Origin of the sequence: Streptomyces sp. NBC_00090 (genome assembly GCF_045160815.1) — a bacterium.
In the GTDB taxonomy this organism is placed as follows: domain Bacteria; phylum Actinomycetota; class Actinomycetes; order Streptomycetales; family Streptomycetaceae; genus Streptomyces.
In genome coordinates, this window is the sequence record NZ_CP108224.1 from 2,478,663 (window position 1) to 2,495,223 (window position 16,561).

The following is a 16,561-nucleotide window of genomic DNA, read 5'->3' on the forward strand; positions in this document are numbered from 1 at the left end:
CGCTGGGACGTCTCGGCGCCCCGGCGGGCCGGGGCCGCCGGGGCCGCTCAGTAGCGGTACTGCTGCTGCTCGTCCGGGTGCTGCTCGTAGCCGTACGGGCTCTGCGCCTGCGGGGGCTGCTGCGGGGGCGGCGGCGGCTGCTCGGTGTCGCGCTGCTGCGGGACCCAGACGCCGCCGGGCGGGGTGTCGTAGGTGTACGAGGGGGCGTAGGGGTCGCCGTAGTACGAGGTGTACTGCTGGCCGTCCGTGCCCGGGCCGATGTACGGGTCGGAGTAGGCGGCGTACTGCTGCTGCCCGGCGGCCGTGCCGTAGTCGTAGGCCGGCTGCTGCTGGTCGTACGCCGGGGCGTAGGGGTCGTAGGCGGGCTGCTGCTCGTACCCCGTGCCGTACCCCGCGCCCTGACCCGCGTCCTGGTGGCCGGTGCCGAGGTGGCCGGCGTCGTAGATCCCGTACTGGCCGGTGTCGTCGGGCATCGGCTGGGGCTCGTAGACCGCGGTGGTCTCGGCGGCGGTGGCGGAGTCGTCGTGGCCGTGCCCGTGGCCGTCCGCCCTGCCGTACGCGTCGACGGCCTCGTACGAGACCTCGGTGACCTCGAGGGTGGGCCCCGCCTGGGCCTGCCCGCCGGCCCTGCGGCGACGGCTCGCGCCCGGATTGCCCCCGATCGCCCAGCCGGTGGAGAAGCCGCGGCGGAAGGAGAGCGTCACATAGGTCTGGCCGACGGCGAAGCCGACCGCGCCGACGATGATGACCACGACCGAGGGCAGCAGGACGCCCAGGACGACGCCGAGGAAGCCGCTGAAGGCGAGCAGACGCCAGCGCAGCCGCGCCTTGTACTGGAGGAGCACCTCCCCCAGCAGCCACAACGCGACCACGCCGAATGCGATGTAGAGGACCGTCCACCCCATGCCCCGCCGCCCCTCTCCACGGTCACCGCCGCGGGTCGGGGCGGGTACGACCGGTCACGACTGCTGGTGCAGTCCGAGATTCTCGTAGATCTCGAGCGTCGCGGTGGAGCTGTTCAGCGTGATGAAGTGCAGTCCGGGGACACCCTCGGAGAGCAGACGCGCGCAGAACTCCGTCGCGAACTCGATACCGATGGAGCGTACAGCGGCCGGATCGTCCTTGACCGCGAGGATGCGGTCTTTCACATCCGCGGGGAAGGCGGCGTTGCTCAGCTGGGGCAGCCGGTCGAGGGTCTTCACGTTCACCACGGGCATGACCTCGGGGATGATCGGGGTCTCGCAGCCGGCCTTCGCGACGCTGTCGCGCAGCCGCAGGTAGTTCTCCGGGTCGAAGAACATCTGGGTGATCGCGTAGTCGGCGCCCGCGCGGCACTTGTCCACGAAGTGCCGGATGTCGCTGTCCCAGTCGGTGGAGCGGGGGTGCATCTCCGGGAAGGCGGCGACGCCGACACAGAAGTCGCCCGACTCCTTGATCAGCCGGACCAGGTCGGCGGCGTACAGGACGCCCTCCGGGTGCTCGATCCACTCCCCCAGCGGGTCGCCGGCCGGGTCGCCGCGCAGCGCGAGCATGTTGCGGATGCCCGCGTCCGCGTACTGGCCGAGGACGTTGCGCAGTTCGGCGACGGAGTGGTCGACGGCCGTGAGGTGCGCGACGGGGGTGAGCGTGGTGTCGGAGGCGATCTTCTGGGTGGCCTTGACGGTGCCGCCGCGGGTGGAGCCGCCGGCACCGTAGGTCACGGAGACGAAGCTGGGGCCGACCGCCTCGACGCGGCGCATCGCGTTCCAGAGGACCTGCTCGCCCTTCTCGGTCCGGGGCGCATAGAACTCGAAGGAGTACGACGTGCCGCCGGAGGCGAGGATCTCGCGCACCGTGCGTGCTCGGTCCGATCGGACGGAAGCGGTACCTAGGGCCATACCGGCAGGTTAGACGGGGTCCGGGGAGCACTGTGAACGGCGTCCGCCTGATGGACACCTTTTCGGACAGATCGCGGCGCCGTCCCGCGCGGGAGGCCGCCCCTACGAGTCGTGAGAAACCGGATACGAACGGCTACGGGCCGCTACGAGCCGGCTCGCTCCCGGACGCGCTTGGCGAGGGAGGCGGTCGCGGCGGCCGGGTCCTCGGCCTCGGTGATCGCCCGGACGACGACGATCCGGCGGGCGCCCGCGTCCAGGACCTCGTCGAGGTTGGTCTCGTCGATGCCGCCGATGGCGAACCAGGGGCGGTTTTGGGCCAGACCGGCCGTGTACCGCACGAGGTCGAGCCCCGGCGCGTACCGCCCGGGCTTGGTGGGGGTGGGCCAGCAGGGCCCGGTGCAGAAGTAGTCCACGCCCGGTTCGGCGGCGGCCGCGGCCGCCTCGGTCTCGGCGTGGCAGGAGCGGCCGATCAGCACCTCGCCGCCGAGGATCGCGCGGGCGGCGGGCACGGGCAGGTCGCCCTGGCCGAGGTGGAGCACGTCGGAGCCGATGGCGTGGGCGACGTCGGCCCGGTCGTTCACCGCGAGGAGCTTGCCGTGCCGGCGGGCGGCGTCGGCGAAGACGGCGAGGTGCTCCAGCTCCTCACCGGCCTCCATGCCCTTGTCGCGGAGCTGCACGATGTCCACGCCGGAGGAGAGCACGGCGTCGAGGAAGGCGGGCAGGTCGCCCTGGCGCTTCCGGGCGTCGGTGCACAGGTAGAGCCGGGCGTCGGCGAGCCGCTCACGAGGTGTGGGCATGGGTGGGTTCCCCCCGTCGGTGAAGCCGGTGCCGCGGGGGCCGGCCCGTGAGGGACCGGCCACCGCGACACCCGCTGGTGGTGTCTTCGGTACGTGCGGCCGTCAGAGGGCGAGCGCCTGGGCGCGGCGCTTCACCTCCGTGCCGCGATTCTCGTTGAGGGCCTGCGCGGGCGTGCCCGGCAGACTCTCGTCCGGAGTGAAGAGCCACTCCAGCATCTCCTCGTCGGTGAAGCCGTCGTCCCGTAGGACGGTCAGGAGCCCGACGAGGCCCTTGACGATCGCGTCGCCCTGGATGAAGGCGGCGGGGATCTGCAGGGCGTTGTTCTCTCCACGGCGCACGGCGAGGAGCTGACCTTCCTTGATCAGCTGCCGCACGCGCGTCACCTCGACATCGAGCATCTCCGCGATGTCGGGCACGTAGAGCCAGGCGGGGACGAGCGCATCGATCTTTACGTCAATCTCGGTCACGGGACAAGCCTGCCATCCCGGACCGACAGCCGGTACTCGGGCCCTACCGGACTGCCGCCTTCAGGGGGACGGACGGGTCGGCGGCGCGCTCCGGGTCGACGGGGGTGGCCGTCTCGATCAGCTTGCGGCCCTGCGCCAGATCGCGGGGGCGGCCGACGGCGAGCAGGGCCACCGGCACCCCGGCGCGCAGCCAGAGCACGGACCAGGCCTCCTCCGCCGGGTCGCCGCGCCACAGGAGCTCGTCGGCGTCCGCGTGGTGTCCCGCGTACTGGACGAAACGGCCGAACTGCTCGGACCAGAAGTAGGGCACCGGGTCGTACGGCCCGGAGTCGGTGCCGGTGATCGCCGCGGCGACCGTGCGCGGACCCTGGAGCGCGTTGTCCCAGTGGTGGACGAGGAGTCGTTCGCCGTAGCGGGCGGAGGGGAAGGAGGCGCAGTCTCCGACGGCGTACACGTCGGGCAGGGAGGTGCGCAGCCGGTCGTCGGCGGTGACGGCGCCGCTCGGGTCGAGGGCGATGCCGGAGCCGGCGAGCCAGCCGGTGGCGGGGCGGGCGCCGATGCCGACGACGACGGCTTCGGCGGGCAGTTCGCGGCCGTCGGCGAGGACGACCCGGCCGGGGGCGCCGGGCTCACCGGGCGCTCCGGGCTCGACGGTGCGCACGCGCGCGTGGGTGAGGAGTTCGGCGCCGTTCGCCCCGTACCACTCGGCCATGGGGGCGGTGACCTCGGCGGGCAGGGCCCCGGCGAGGGGGCGGTCGGCCGCCTCGACGACGGTGACGGCGCAGCCCGCCTCGCGCGCGGCGGTGACGAACTCGGCGCCGATCCAGCCGGCGCCGACGACCACGAGGGTGTGGCGGCGCTCCAGGACGGGGCCGAGGCGCACGGCGTCGTCGAGGGTGCGGAGCAGATGGACCCCGGGGACGCCCTCGGCGCCGGGCAGGGTGATCGGGTGGGCCCCGGTGGCGACGACCAGGACGTCGTACGGGACGGGCCCGGACTCGGTGTCGATCTCGTGGTCGGCGGCGCGCAGTCCGGTGACGTCGAGGCCGAGGCGGAGCTCGACGTCGAGGGCCTCGAAGTCGACGTCGAAGGCGGAGTCCTCGGCCTTGCCGAGGAGGATCGCCTTGGAGAGCGGAGGCCGGTCGTAGGGCTGGTGGGGCTCGGCCCCGATGAGGGTCACGGGGCCGGTGAAGCCCTGTTCGCGCAGGGCCACGGCGGTCTGCACACCCGCCATCCCGGCACCGACGATCACGACATGCTGCTGGGGCTGCTTCTGCTCGCTCACCCGACCACCTTACGCATCTGACGAACCGTCAGGAAGGGTGGGGTCTGTGGCCCGCCGGAGGCGGAAGCTAGTGTGGCGGGCGTAAAGCACTCGCGGGAGCCCGGACGCACCGGGCTGAGAGGGAGGCTGGGACGGCCTCCGACCGTACGAACCTGATCCGGGTCATGCCGGCGAAGGGAGGGGCTGGACGCCCATGCGTTCTTCCGATGTCCTCGTGGTCGGGGGCGGCATCATCGGCCTGGTCACGGCCTGGCGGGCCGCGCAGCGCGGGCTGCGCACCGCCGTGGCCGACCCGGATCCGGGCGGCGGGGCCGCGCGGGTCGCGGCCGGGATGCTCGCCGCCGTCACCGAACTCCACTACGGCGAGGAGACCCTGCTCGGTCTCAACCTCGCCTCCGCCCGCCGCTATCCCGACTTCGTCGCCGAGCTCGCGGAGGCCACCGGCGGCGCCGCGGCCGGCTCCGGCCACGACGTCGGCTACCGCGCCTGCGGCACCCTCGCCGTCGCCCTCGACGCCGACGACCGCGCCCACCTGCGCGAGCTGCACGCCCTCCAGACCCGCTGCGGCCTCACCTCGGAGTGGCTGAGCGGACGCGAGTGCCGCCGCCTCGAACCGATGCTCGCCCCCGGCGTGCGCGGCGGGCTGCGCGTGGACGGCGACCACCAGGTCGACCCGCGCCGGCTGGCCGCCGCGCTCCTCCTCGCCTGCGAACGGGCCGGGGTGGTCTTCCACCGCGTCCTCGCGGAGCGCCTGACGGTGGCAGGGGACCGGGCCCGCGGAGTCGTCCTCGCCGGCGGCGAGGAGCTGACGGCCGACCAGGTCGTCCTCGCCGCCGGCAGCCTCAGCGGACGCCTCGCGGGCGTGCCGGAGGAGGTGCTGCCGCCGGTGCGCCCCGTGAAGGGCCAGGTCCTGCGGCTGCGGGTGCCCGCCGCGTACGCCCCCTTCCTCTCCCGGACCGTCCGGGCCGTCGTCCGCGGCAGCCACGTCTACCTGGTGCCGCGGGAGAACGGCGAGCTCGTCGTCGGCGCCACCAGCGAGGAGCTGGGCTGGGACACGACGGTGACGGCGGGCGGGGTGTACGAGCTGCTGCGCGACGCCCACGAGCTCGTCCCCGGGATCACCGAGCTGCCGCTCACCGAGACCCGGGCCGGACTGCGCCCCGCGTCGCCGGACAACGCACCACTGCTCGGGCCGACCGCCCTGCCCGGCCTGCACCTGGCCACCGGCCACTACCGCAACGGGGTGCTGCTCACCCCCGTCACCGGCGACGTCATGGCGGAGGTGCTCACCACGGGCACCCTCCCCGACGAGGCGCGCCCCTTCACCCCCCGGCGTTTCTCCCCCACTCCTCCCGTACGTCAGGAGCAGCCCGCATGAACGTGTCCGTGAACGGAGAACCGCGCGTGCTCTCCGGCCCCCTCTCCCTCGACGCCCTCGTCGCCACGCTGACCACGGCCCGCTCCGGCGTCGCCGCCGCCCTCAACGAGACCGTCGTCCCGCGCGGCGAGTGGGCGGCGACGCCGCTCGGCGAGGGCGACCGGGTGGAGATCCTCACCGCGGTGCAGGGGGGCTGAGCGCGATGTCCGACGACGTGTTCACCCTCGGGGGTACGGAGTTCTCCTCGCGCCTGATCATGGGCACCGGCGGGGCGCCCAGCCTCGACGTCCTGGAGCGCTCGCTGATCGCCAGCGGCACCGAGCTGACCACCGTCGCGATGCGGCGGCTCGACCCGACCGTCCAGGGCTCGGTCCTCTCCGTCCTGGAGCGGCTCGGCATCCGCGTCCTGCCCAACACGGCGGGCTGTTTCACGGCGGGCGAGGCGGTCCTGACCGCCCGGCTCGCGCGGGAGGCGCTCGGCACCGACTGGATCAAGCTGGAGGTCGTCGCCGACGAGCGGACCCTCCTGCCCGACGGGGTGGAGCTCCTCGACGCGGCGGAGACCCTGGTCGACGAGGGCTTCACCGTCCTGCCCTACACGAACGACGACCCGGTCCTCGCGCGGAAGCTGGAGGACGTGGGGTGCGCGGCGATCATGCCGCTCGGCTCCCCGATCGGGTCGGGTCTCGGGATCCGCAACCCGCACAACTTCCAGCTGATCGTGGAGCGGGCGGGGGTGCCGGTGATCCTGGACGCGGGGGCCGGCACGGCCTCGGACGCGGCGCTCGCGATGGAGCTGGGGTGCGCGGCGGTGATGCTGGCCTCGGCGGTGACGCGGGCGCAGGAGCCGGTCCTGATGGCCTCGGCGATGCGGCACGCGGTGGAGGCGGGCCGGCTCGCGCACCGGGCGGGCCGCATCCCCCGCCGCCACTTCGCGGAGGCCTCCTCCCCCGTGGAGGGCCGCCCGCACCTGGACCCCGAGCGCCCGGCGTTCTGACGCGCGCGCCCCGGCCGGCTGCGGCGCTCGTCACAGCTGCGCTGCAGTAGCGGGGCATCCGCGTGGGGCGCGTGTCCACGGCTCGTAGACTCGACGCCGTGGACACGACCCTTCAGGACCCCCTCGTCGGGCGGCTGCTCGACGGCCGCTACCGCGTCGACGCGCGCATCGCCGTCGGCGGGATGGCCACGGTCTACCGAGCTGTCGACACCCGCCTCGACCGCGTCCTCGCGCTCAAGGTGATGCACCCCGCCCTCGCGACGGACGCCGCCTTCGTCGAGCGTTTCATCCGCGAGGCGAAGTCCGTCGCCCGGCTCGCCCACCCGAACGTGGTCGGCGTCTTCGACCAGGGCGCCGAGGGCGCGTACGTCTACCTGGCGATGGAGTACGTCGCCGGCTGCACCCTCCGCGACGTCCTGCGCGAGCGCGGCGCCCTCGCGCCCCGCGCCGCGCTCGACATCCTGGAGCCCGTCCTCGCCGCGCTCGGCGCCGCGCACCGGGCCGGGTTCGTGCACCGCGACATGAAGCCGGAGAACGTCCTGATAGGGGACGACGGCCGGGTCAAGGTGGCCGATTTCGGTCTGGTCCGGGCCGTGGGCTCCGCGACCGCCACCACCGGCTCGGTCCTCGGCACTGTCTCGTACCTGGCGCCGGAGCAGATCGAGCACGGCACCGCCGACACCCGCGCCGACGTGTACGCGTGCGGTGTCGTCCTGTACGAGATGCTGACCGGCGCCAAGCCCCACGCGGGCGACACCCCCGCCCAGGTGCTCTACCAGCACCTGCACACCGACGTGCCCGCCCCGTCCGCCACCGTCCCCGGGCTCGCCCTGGAGCTGGACGACCTGGTCGCCGCCGCCACGGCCCGCAACCCCGAGGTCCGCCCGCACGACGCCGTCGCGCTGCTCGCCCTGCTCAGGGAGGCCCGCGCCGCGCTCGGCGACGAGCAGCTGGACGCCGTGCCCCCGCAGGCCAGGTCCGAGGCCCGGGACACCGCCGACGACCGGACCAGCGTGATCGCCCGCGCCGTACCGGCCGAGGCCGACGTCCAGCAGGCCCAACATGCCGAGCAGGTCCAGCCGGTCGAGCACACGAACCGGCTGCCCGAACCGGAGGCTCCCGGGGCCCGCCGCCTGCGGCCTCCCCGCGGCCCCCTGCTGATCGTCCTCGGCGTCCTGCTGGCGCTCGGCCTCGGCTCCGGGGTCTGGTACATCAATTCCGGCCAGTTCACCCGCGTCCCGGCCGTCCTCGGCCAGACCGAGGCCACCGCGACGAAGCGGATCACCGACGCCGGCCTGGAGGTCGGCACGACGAAGCGCGCCTTCAGCGACGTGTACGAGCGCGGCACGGTCATGGCCGTCGACCCTGCGCCCGGCGAGCGCGTCCGGGGCAACGCCACGGTCACCCTCACCCTCTCCCGGGGCCCCGAGAAGGTGAAGGTGCCCAACCTCAGGAACAAGCCGCTCCCGGAGGCCAAGCGGCTCCTGAAGAAGGAGGGGCTGGCGCCCGGGGTGATCACCACCGAGTTCAGCGACTCCGTCGCGCAGGGCGCCGTGATCGGCTCCGACCCGGAGCCCGGCACCGAGCGCAGCCCCGACTCGGCCGTCGCCCTCGTGGTCAGCAAGGGCTCCCCGATCGACGTCCCCGACGTCACCGGCGAGACCGTCGCCGACGCCACCGCCGCGCTCCAGGAGGCGGGCCTCACCGTGCGGGTCGCCCCGGAGCGGATCAACTCCCCCGAGGACGCCGGAGCGGTCGCCGCCCAGTCCCTCGCCGAGGGCAGCCGCGCCGCCGAGGGAGACACGATCACCCTCACCGTCTCCAAGGGACCGAAGCTCGTCGAGGTCCCGGACGTCACGGGCGAGACCACCGAGGACGCCCGTACGGCGCTTGAGGAGGCGGGCTTTGAGGTGAAGGTCGAGAAGTCCTTCCCGTTCCTCGGCGACGAGGTCGCGAGCCAGTCCGTGAAGGGCGGCTCCACCGCCCCCGAGGGCTCCACCGTCACCATCAAGATCAAGGGACTCTAGAGACTCATGCGCAACCCCGTCGGCGGTCACGTCCCCGTGGCCGGTGGCCTCGCCACGACCGGTCTCGGCTACGCCCGCGTGCTCGGCGCCGAGACCGTGCAGGTCTTCGTCGCCAACCCGCGCGGCTGGGCCACCCCGGTCGGCAATCCGGCCCAGGACGAGCGGTTCCGGGCCGAGTGCGAGGCCGAGTCGATCTCGGCCTGGGTCCACGCCCCGTACCTGATCAACTTCGGCTCCCACACCGAGGCCACCGTGGAGAAGTCGGTCGAGTCGCTGCGGCACTCGCTGCGCCGGGGCCGGGAGATCGGCGCGAAGGGCGTGGTGGTGCACACCGGCTCGGCGACCGGCGGCCGGCCCCGCGAGGAGGCGCTCGCGCAGGTGCGGGAGCGGATGCTGCCGCTCCTCGACGAGCTGACGCACGAGGACGACCCGTACCTCCTGCTGGAGTCGACGGCCGGCCAGGGCTTCTCGCTCTGCTCGCGCGCGGAGGACTTCGGTCCGTACTTCGACGCCCTGGACCGTCACCCGAGGCTGGGGATCTGCCTCGACACCTGCCACATCTTCGCGGCGGGCCACGACCTCGCGGAGCCGGGCGGGGCGGTACGGACGCTCGACGAGCTGGTGGAGACCGTCGGCGAGGGGCGGCTGAAGCTGATCCACGCCAACGACTCGAAGGACGTCGTGGGCGCCCACAAGGACCGGCACGCGAACATCGGATCGGGCCACATCGGCGAGGAGGCCTTCCGGTCGCTGCTGCGCCATCCGGCGACGGACGGGGTGCCGCTGATCATCGAGACCCCGGGCGGCACGGAGGGACACGTCGCGGACGTGGAGCTCCTGAAGAAGCTGCGGGGCTGATCCGGGGCGCGCGTTCTCTGTTGAGGAATACCCCTAGGGGGTATACGGTTCCTGTAACGGCAGGAACCGCTACCCGACCTTGGGGGCACCCATGCAGCACGACGCGCACGCCCACCACGACCACACCGCCCACGAGGGTCACCACGGGGACCACGCCCAGAACCACGGCGAGCATGGGGGCCACGGGGACCACGGCAAGGTCTCCTGGTCCATGGCGGCCAAGGCCACGCTGCACTGCCTCACGGGCTGCGCCATCGGCGAGGTGCTCGGCATGGTCATCGGCACCGCGCTCGGCTGGGGCAACGTCCAGACGATGATCCTCGCGATCATCCTGGCCTTCTTCTTCGGCTACGCGCTCACCCTGCGCGGCGTCCTCGCCGCCGGCGTCGATTTCCGGACAGCCTTCAAGGTCGCGCTCGCCGCCGACACCCTCTCGATCGCCGTCATGGAGATCATCGACAACGGCGTCATCGCCCTCTGGCCGGGCGCCATGGACGCACATCTGACCGCGCCGCTCTTCTGGATCGTGCTCGCCATCGCACTCGCCGCCGCCTTCGTGATCACCACTCCGGTCAACAAGTGGATGATCGGCCGCGGCAAGGGCCACGCGGTGGTCCACCAGTACCACCACTGAATCCACCACTGAACGCACACCGGACGGACCGCCCGACGGACCCGCGGGGGGTCCCGGAGCCGTGTCAGAGCTCCGGGCCGTCGCCCGGCTCCTCCTGGTACGAGTAGCGCTGCTCCGTCCACGGGTCACCGAGGTTGTGGTAGCCGCGCTCCTCCCAGAAGCCCCGGCGGTCGGCCGCCATGTACTCCACGCCCCGGACCCACTTGGGACCCTTCCAGGCGTACAGGTGCGGGACGACGAGCCGCAGCGGAAAGCCGTGCTCGGCGGTCAGCAGCTCCCCGCCCTTGTGGGTGGCGAAGATCGAGCGGTCGTCGGCGAAGTCGGCGAGCCGCATGTTGGCGCTGTAGCCGTACTCGGCCCAGACCATCACATGCGTGACCTGCGGCGCCGGCGGAGCCAGTTCGAGGATCGTCCGGGCGGGCACCCCACCCCATTCGGCCCCGAGCATGCTGAATTTCGTCACGCAGTGCAGATCGGCCACGACCGTGGAGAACGGCAGCGCCGAGAACTCCTCGTGGTTCCAGCACCTCTTGTCGCCGTCCGCCGTCGCACCGAAGACGCGGAACTCCCAGCGGTCCGGCTTGAACTTGGGGACGGGGCCGTAGTGGGTGACCGGCCAGCCGCGCTGAAGCCGCTGACCCGGCGGAAGGTCCGGAGAACGATCCGGCTCCCCCGCTTCCGCTTCCCGGCGTACTCCGCTCTCCGGCTGACCCATGTCATCCATGGTGACAGACGGCGAGGGGTGGTCATGACCAGCCAACCTCCCGCCCGTCACGGATTCGGGCAACTCCCACTAAGCCTGCACTTACTGGACGCCCCCCATTCGGGGTGCGAGGATGCGGCCATCCTGCCCAGTGACGGCACAGACACGCAACGTGGAAGTGGAAGGAGCCTCTGCAATGCAGGGCGACCCCGAGGTCCTCGAGTTTCTCAACGAGCAGCTGACCGGCGAGCTGACGGCCATCAACCAGTACTGGCTGCACTATCGCATCCAGGACAACAAGGGGTGGACGAAGCTCGCCAAGTACACCCGTGAAGAGTCCATCGACGAGATGAAGCACGCGGACAAGCTGACCGAGCGCATCCTGATGCTCGACGGCCTGCCCAATTACCAGCGGCTCTTCCACGTCCGGGTCGGCCAGACCATCACCGAGATGTTCCAGGCGGACCGCCAGGTCGAGGTGGAGGCGATCGACCGCCTCAAGCGCGGGATCGACGTCATGCGCGCCAAGGGGGACATCACGTCCGCCAACCTCTTCGAGGAGATCCTCGCCGACGAGGAGCACCACATCGACTACCTGGACACGCAGCTGGAGCTGATCGAGTCCCTGGGTGAGGCCCTCTACATCTCGACCCTGATCGAGCAGCCGAGCTGACCTCGCCCGCGCGGGATCAGGCGGCCTCGGAGAGCCCCTCGGGCTCGACCGCGTCCGAGGTCAGGGCCGGCATGCCCTGGTCCAGGAGCTCGCGTCGGGGACAGTTGCCGCGCCCGAGGATGGACTGGATGCGGCGGACGCAGGAACCGCAGTCCGTGCCGGCTTTGCTGGCGGAGGCTATCTGGCGGGGCGTGCAGGCACCCGCGGCGGCGTGGTCCTTGACCTGCTTCTCCGTGACACCGAAGCATGAGCAGACGTACACGCGGTTCACCTCCCGCCGGGATCGATAAGGCTAACCTAACCTTACCCGGCGGCCCGGAGCCCCAAAAGCCCTGGAGACGACGATGGGGCGCGGATCACATGGATCCGCGCCCCATCGTCGTAGGTACCTACTTACTGATCGCGGTACATCTCCGCGACCAGGAACGCCAGGTCGAGCGACTGGCTGCGGTTGAGCCGCGGGTCGCAGGCCGTCTCGTAGCGCTGGTGCAGGTCGTCGACGAAGATCTCGTCGCCGCCGCCCACGCACTCGGTGACGTCGTCACCGGTGAGCTCGACATGGATGCCGCCGGGGTGGGTGCCGAGCGCCTTGTGGACCTCGAAGAAGCCCTTGACCTCGTCGAGCACGTCGTCGAAGCGGCGCGTCTTGTGGCCGGAGGCCGCCTCGAAGGTGTTGCCGTGCATCGGGTCGGTGACCCAGGCGACGGCCGCGCCCGAGGCGGTGACCTTCTCGACCAGCTCGGGGAGCTTGTCGCGGACCTTGTCGGCGCCCATGCGGACGATGAAGGTCAGCCGGCCCGGCTCACGGTCGGGGTCGAGGCGGTCGATGTACGTCAGCGCGTCGTCCACCGAGGTGGTCGGGCCCAGCTTGATCCCGATCGGGTTCGCGATCCGCGAGGCGAACTCGATGTGGGCGTGGTCCAGCTGGCGGGTGCGCTCACCGATCCAGACCATGTGGCCGGAGGTGTCGTACAGCTTGCCGGTACGCGAGTCCGTACGGGTCAGAGCGCCCTCGTAGTCGAGCAGCAGCGCCTCGTGGGAGGCGTAGAACTCGACGGCCTTGAACTCGGCCGGGTCGGTGCCACAGGCCTCCATGAAGTTCAGCGCGTTGTCGATCTCCCGCGCCAGCTGCTCGTAGCGCTGGCCCGAGGGGGACGACTTCACGAAGTCCTGGTTCCAGGCGTGCACCTGGCGCAGGTCGGCGTAGCCACCGGTGGTGAAGGCGCGCACCAGGTTGAGCGTGGAGGCGGAGGCGTTGTACATCCGCTTCAGGCGCTCGGGGTCCGGGATCCGGGACTTCTCGTCGAAGTCGAAGCCGTTGACCGAGTCGCCGCGGTACGTCGGCAGGGTCACGCCGTCGCGGGTCTCGGTGCCCTTGGAGCGCGGCTTCGAGTACTGGCCCGCGATGCGGCCGACCTTCACCACGGGCACGGAGGCCGCGTAGGTGAGGACGGCGCTCATCTGGAGCAGCGTCTTGAGCTTGGCCCTGATGTGGTCGGCGGACACGGCGTCGAAAGCCTCGGCGCAGTCGCCGCCCTGGAGCAGGAACGCCTCGCCACGGGCGACGGCTCCCATCCGGGCGCGCAGCTGGTCGCACTCGCCGGCGAAGACGAGCGGAGGATACGACTCGAGGTCCGCGATCACATCGCGCAGAGCCTCGGCATCGGGGTACTCGGGCTGCTGCGCCGCGGGCAGGTCTCGCCAGGTCGCCTTGGCGACGGCGTGGGAATCAGCGTTCACGGTCACACGCACAACACTACGGGGTTCTTCGTCCGGTCCTGTCCCTCTGCCCAATGACTGAGACACGCGCCCGAAATGTCCCCTGGCGATCTTCACGCCATCGGGTGGTGTTACCCTCTGGCCCGTTTCGCAAGTTCAGAGTCGAACAACAGGGGTGGGCGTGACACAGAGGCACCGCAGGGACCGCAAGAAGAAACGACTCTTGTACGGAGCGGCGGCCGCGGTCGTCGCCACCGCCACGATCGGCACCATCGCGGTCGCCTCGCCGGGCCTCCTCGGCGCGGCGGGGGACGACAAGGCTGCTGGGGACTCTTCCCTCCAGTCGCAGTTCGCAAACGCGGCGCGTGAGTTCGATGTGCCGCAGAGCGTGCTGATGGCCGTGTCGTACCGCCAGACGCGGTGGGAGTCCCACGACGGACTGCCGAGCACGACCGGCGCGTACAACGTCATGGGTCTGACGGACGTCGACGCGGAGGACGTCGAGCAGCACGACGTCAAGGAGCGCCTCGCGCACCTCAACGCGAGCGGCAAGGCCGAGATCGAGAAGACCTTCGACGCCGAGAAGGCGCTGGCGGCGCTGCCGAAGGAGACCGTCGACACCGACGACCCGCGGCTGCACACCCTGGACAAGGCGGCCGAGCTGATCGACAGCTCCGCCGACGCCGTCAAGAACGACACCGCCGCGTCGATCCGCGCCGGTGCCGCACTGCTGGCCGAATACCAGAAGCAGGCCGGCGCCGAGCTGTCCGACGACCCGGGCGCCTGGTACCCGGCCGTGGCGCGCTACAGCCAGTCGCCCGAGAAGAAGGGCGCCGACCTCTTCGCGAAGCGCGTCTTCGAGTCGATCAGGACGGGCGAGCGTGCGCTCACCACGGACGGCGAGCCGGTCGCACTGCCGGCGGACCCCGCGGTCGAGCCCGTCAAGCCGTCGAACGTGCCGCTGGCCGCGACCTTCGCGAGCACCACGGCGACCCCGACGCCCGAGTGCCCGTCCGGTCTGCTCTGCGACTACCGCCCGGCCGAGGTGCCGAGCACCGGACAGCGCAACTACACGCTCGCCGACCGTCCCAACAGTGACGTGGGCATCCGCCAGATCGTCATCCACGACACCGAGGGCAGCTACGAAGGGACGATCGCGGCCTTCCAGAGCGCGACGGCCAAGGGCAGCGCCCACTATCTGATCCGCGCCAACGACGGTCTGGTCACCCAGATGGTCGAGAACAAGAACATCGCCTGGCACGCGGGCAACTGGACCCTCAACATGCACGCCATCGGCGTGGAGCACGAGGGCTACGCCATCAAGGCCGGCAACTGGTACACCGAGCCGCAGTACGAGTCCTCCGCCGCCCTGGTGAAGTTCCTCGCGGGCAAGTACGGCATCCCGATCGACCGTGAGCACATCATCGGCCACGACGAGGTGCCGGGGCACATCGACGCCAAGGTCGCGGGCATGCACTGGGACGCCGGCCCGTTCTGGGACTGGAACCACTACATGTCCCTGCTGGGCGCCCCGACGGGTGCCGGCGGCGCCGGCGGCCCGCTCAAGGTCGGCCAGCTGGTCCGCGTCGTCCCGCCGTACACCTCGGCGAACCAGCCCACGATCACCTACGGCGGCAGCACCGTCGCCGCCCAGCCGGCCAACTTCGGCTACCTGTACGCCACGGCGTCGACCACGACGCCGATCAAGGACGCGTACATCCCCAACGTCCTGTGGAGCGACGGCCCGAACTGGGGCAACAAGGTCCGCGCGGGCGGCGCCTACGTGGTCGCCGGCGTGGAGAACGACTGGACCCAGATCTGGTACGGCGGGCAGAAGGCCTGGTTCCACAACCCCGGCGGCCAGTACACCGCGGCCGTCACGGACGCCTCGCAGCGGGTCCTGAAGGCCAAGGCCGGAGTGACCCCGCTGATCTACGGACGCGCCTTCCCCGAGGCCTCGGCGTACCCCGGCACCGGCGGTGTCACCGCTCCGACGGACAACCCGAACTACCTGTCGAAGTACTCCTTCGGCAGCGGGGGCGCGTACGTGCAGGCGGGCCCGGCGGTCAAGGGGGACGACTACTTCGGCTCCGCCCAGACGAACGTCGTGGGCACCGACATGTACATCCCCATCCGCTACAACCACCGCATGGCGTGGGTGAAGGCGACGGACGTGGTGGAGGAGGCTCCCGCCACCCCCGTCGCCTCCAACAACCGCTACAACCTCCTCGCCCGTGACGCCTCCGGTGTCCTCTGGCAGTACCAGGGCACCGGCAGCGCCACCTCCCCGTTCCTGACCCGGTACCGGGTCGGCGGCGGCTGGGGCATCTACAACACCGTCACCCCGCTGACCGCCCTCCGTGCCGACGGCACCGGTGACGCTGTGGCCCGGGACACCTCCGGCGTGCTCTGGTACTACCAGGGCAGCGGGAACCCGTCGGCGCCGTTCAAGGGCCGGCTGCGGGTCGGTGGCGGCTGGGGCATCTACGACCAGATCATCGGCGTCCGCGACCTGACCGGGGACGGCAAGCCGGACGTGATCGCCCGGGAGAAGTCGGGTGTCATCTGGCTGTACAAGGGCACGGGCACCCCGGCCACGCCGTTCGCGACCCGGGCGCAGATCGGCACCGGCTGGCAGATCTACAACAACATCGTCAGCACCGGCGATCTGACCTCCGACGGCAAGCCGGACCTGATCGGCCGCGACAGCGCCGGCACCCTGTGGCTGTACAAGGGCACCGGCAGCGCCACCGCCCCGTACGCCCCGCGCGTGCAGGTGGGCACCGGCTGGAAGATCTACAACAGCATCGTCGGGCCGAGCGACCTCACCGGTGACGGCAAGGTCGACTTCGTGGGCCGTGACGGTTCCGGCGTCCTCTGGCTGTACAAGGGCACCGGCAGCGCCACCGCCCCGTACGCCCCGCGCGTGCAGGTCGGTCCCGGCTGGCAGAGCTACAACCTGATCTTCTGATCGGGTAGTTCAGCGGGTCCCCGGGGCCCGGTCCGCACCGTCCACGGTGCGGATCGGGCCCCGTTTCCGTGTCCGCTGGGCTACAGTGCTCACATGTTCGCGCCGCAGATCCAGAACTGGTGGTGGACCGCTCATCCGGCGGCCCACTGACTGCGCGTACACCGACAGACACGC

The 16,561-nt window shown here is 71.6% G+C and carries 17 protein-coding genes and 1 riboswitch; of the genes, 9 read left to right on the forward strand and 8 right to left on the reverse strand.

Translation table 11 applies throughout. The features are described from left to right. Nucleotides 1–47: 47 nt before the first annotated feature. The 5 genes from OG361_RS10940 to OG361_RS10960 form a co-directional block, all read right to left on the reverse strand. On the reverse strand, nucleotides 48–905 hold the full coding sequence (locus tag OG361_RS10940; protein WP_405853148.1) for a hypothetical protein: 858 nt from the start codon (nucleotides 903–905) through the stop codon (nucleotides 48–50). 54 nt (nucleotides 906–959) lie between these two features. Continuing rightward, on the reverse strand, nucleotides 960–1,877 hold the full coding sequence (gene metF, locus OG361_RS10945; RefSeq protein ID WP_384565880.1) for a methylenetetrahydrofolate reductase [NAD(P)H]: 918 nt from the start codon (nucleotides 1,875–1,877) through the stop codon (nucleotides 960–962). Nucleotides 1,878–2,020: 143 nt separating this feature from the next. Continuing rightward, nucleotides 2,021–2,674, reverse strand: a complete 654-nt coding sequence (gene thiE / locus OG361_RS10950) for a thiamine phosphate synthase (protein WP_405853149.1) — start codon at nucleotides 2,672–2,674, stop codon at nucleotides 2,021–2,023. Nucleotides 2,675–2,776: 102 nt separating this feature from the next. After that, nucleotides 2,777–3,142, reverse strand: coding sequence for an Rv2175c family DNA-binding protein (locus tag OG361_RS10955; protein WP_376395444.1), 366 nt, complete (start codon nucleotides 3,140–3,142; stop codon nucleotides 2,777–2,779). 43 nt (nucleotides 3,143–3,185) lie between these two features. Continuing rightward, nucleotides 3,186–4,376, reverse strand: coding sequence for an NAD(P)/FAD-dependent oxidoreductase (locus tag OG361_RS10960; RefSeq protein ID WP_405862188.1), 1,191 nt, complete (start codon nucleotides 4,374–4,376; stop codon nucleotides 3,186–3,188). A gap of 133 nt (nucleotides 4,377–4,509) precedes the next feature. Beyond that, a riboswitch (TPP riboswitch) is annotated at nucleotides 4,510–4,623 on the forward strand. Between OG361_RS10960 and thiO the strand changes: the two genes are divergently transcribed. From thiO to OG361_RS10990, 6 genes are all read left to right on the forward strand, one after another. Beyond that, entirely contained in the window at nucleotides 4,621–5,805 is a 1,185-nt protein-coding gene (gene thiO / locus OG361_RS10965) for a glycine oxidase ThiO (RefSeq protein ID WP_405853150.1), read from the forward strand. It overlaps the preceding riboswitch by 3 nt. Further along, on the forward strand, nucleotides 5,802–6,002 hold the full coding sequence (gene thiS, locus OG361_RS10970) for a sulfur carrier protein ThiS (RefSeq protein ID WP_384565891.1): 201 nt from the start codon (nucleotides 5,802–5,804) through the stop codon (nucleotides 6,000–6,002). Before thiO ends, thiS begins: the two co-directional genes overlap by 4 nt. A gap of 5 nt (nucleotides 6,003–6,007) precedes the next feature. Beyond that, entirely contained in the window at nucleotides 6,008–6,802 is a 795-nt protein-coding gene (locus OG361_RS10975; protein WP_405853151.1) for a thiazole synthase, read from the forward strand. A gap of 98 nt (nucleotides 6,803–6,900) precedes the next feature. Next, on the forward strand, nucleotides 6,901–8,829 hold the full coding sequence (pknB, locus tag OG361_RS10980; RefSeq protein ID WP_405853152.1) for a Stk1 family PASTA domain-containing Ser/Thr kinase: 1,929 nt from the start codon (nucleotides 6,901–6,903) through the stop codon (nucleotides 8,827–8,829). A 6-nt stretch (nucleotides 8,830–8,835) separates the two neighbouring features. Further along, nucleotides 8,836–9,687, forward strand: a complete 852-nt coding sequence (locus OG361_RS10985) for a deoxyribonuclease IV (RefSeq protein WP_384565900.1) — start codon at nucleotides 8,836–8,838, stop codon at nucleotides 9,685–9,687. 91 nt (nucleotides 9,688–9,778) lie between these two features. Beyond that, on the forward strand, nucleotides 9,779–10,321 hold the full coding sequence (locus OG361_RS10990; RefSeq protein ID WP_405853153.1) for a DUF4396 domain-containing protein: 543 nt from the start codon (nucleotides 9,779–9,781) through the stop codon (nucleotides 10,319–10,321). A gap of 64 nt (nucleotides 10,322–10,385) precedes the next feature. On the opposite strand, the gene OG361_RS10995 is transcribed toward OG361_RS10990, so the two are convergent. Continuing rightward, entirely contained in the window at nucleotides 10,386–11,036 is a 651-nt protein-coding gene (locus OG361_RS10995) for a sulfite oxidase-like oxidoreductase (protein ID WP_384565906.1), read from the reverse strand. Between the two features lie 184 nt (nucleotides 11,037–11,220). On the opposite strand from OG361_RS10995, the gene bfr reads away from it, so the two are divergent. Further along, entirely contained in the window at nucleotides 11,221–11,697 is a 477-nt protein-coding gene (gene bfr, locus OG361_RS11000) for a bacterioferritin (RefSeq protein WP_405853154.1), read from the forward strand. A gap of 16 nt (nucleotides 11,698–11,713) precedes the next feature. On the opposite strand, the gene OG361_RS11005 is transcribed toward bfr, so the two are convergent. Together OG361_RS11005 and OG361_RS11010 are read right to left on the reverse strand one after the other, a co-directional pair. Then, the gene (locus tag OG361_RS11005) at nucleotides 11,714–11,968 is read right to left on the reverse strand and encodes a bacterioferritin-associated ferredoxin (RefSeq protein WP_405853155.1); all 255 of its coding nucleotides are present in this window, start codon (nucleotides 11,966–11,968) and stop codon (nucleotides 11,714–11,716) included. A gap of 122 nt (nucleotides 11,969–12,090) precedes the next feature. After that, on the reverse strand, nucleotides 12,091–13,443 hold the full coding sequence (locus OG361_RS11010; RefSeq protein WP_405853156.1) for a class II 3-deoxy-7-phosphoheptulonate synthase: 1,353 nt from the start codon (nucleotides 13,441–13,443) through the stop codon (nucleotides 12,091–12,093). 154 nt (nucleotides 13,444–13,597) lie between these two features. On the opposite strand from OG361_RS11010, the gene OG361_RS11015 reads away from it, so the two are divergent. Both OG361_RS11015 and OG361_RS11020 read left to right on the forward strand, forming a co-directional pair. Continuing rightward, complete coding sequence (locus OG361_RS11015; RefSeq protein ID WP_405853157.1) at nucleotides 13,598–16,387, forward strand: N-acetylmuramoyl-L-alanine amidase; 2,790 nt, start codon at nucleotides 13,598–13,600, stop codon at nucleotides 16,385–16,387. A gap of 93 nt (nucleotides 16,388–16,480) precedes the next feature. Further along, nucleotides 16,481–16,537, forward strand: a complete 57-nt coding sequence (locus OG361_RS11020; protein WP_071892416.1) for a trp operon leader peptide — start codon at nucleotides 16,481–16,483, stop codon at nucleotides 16,535–16,537. Nucleotides 16,538–16,561: the final 24 nt, after the last annotated feature.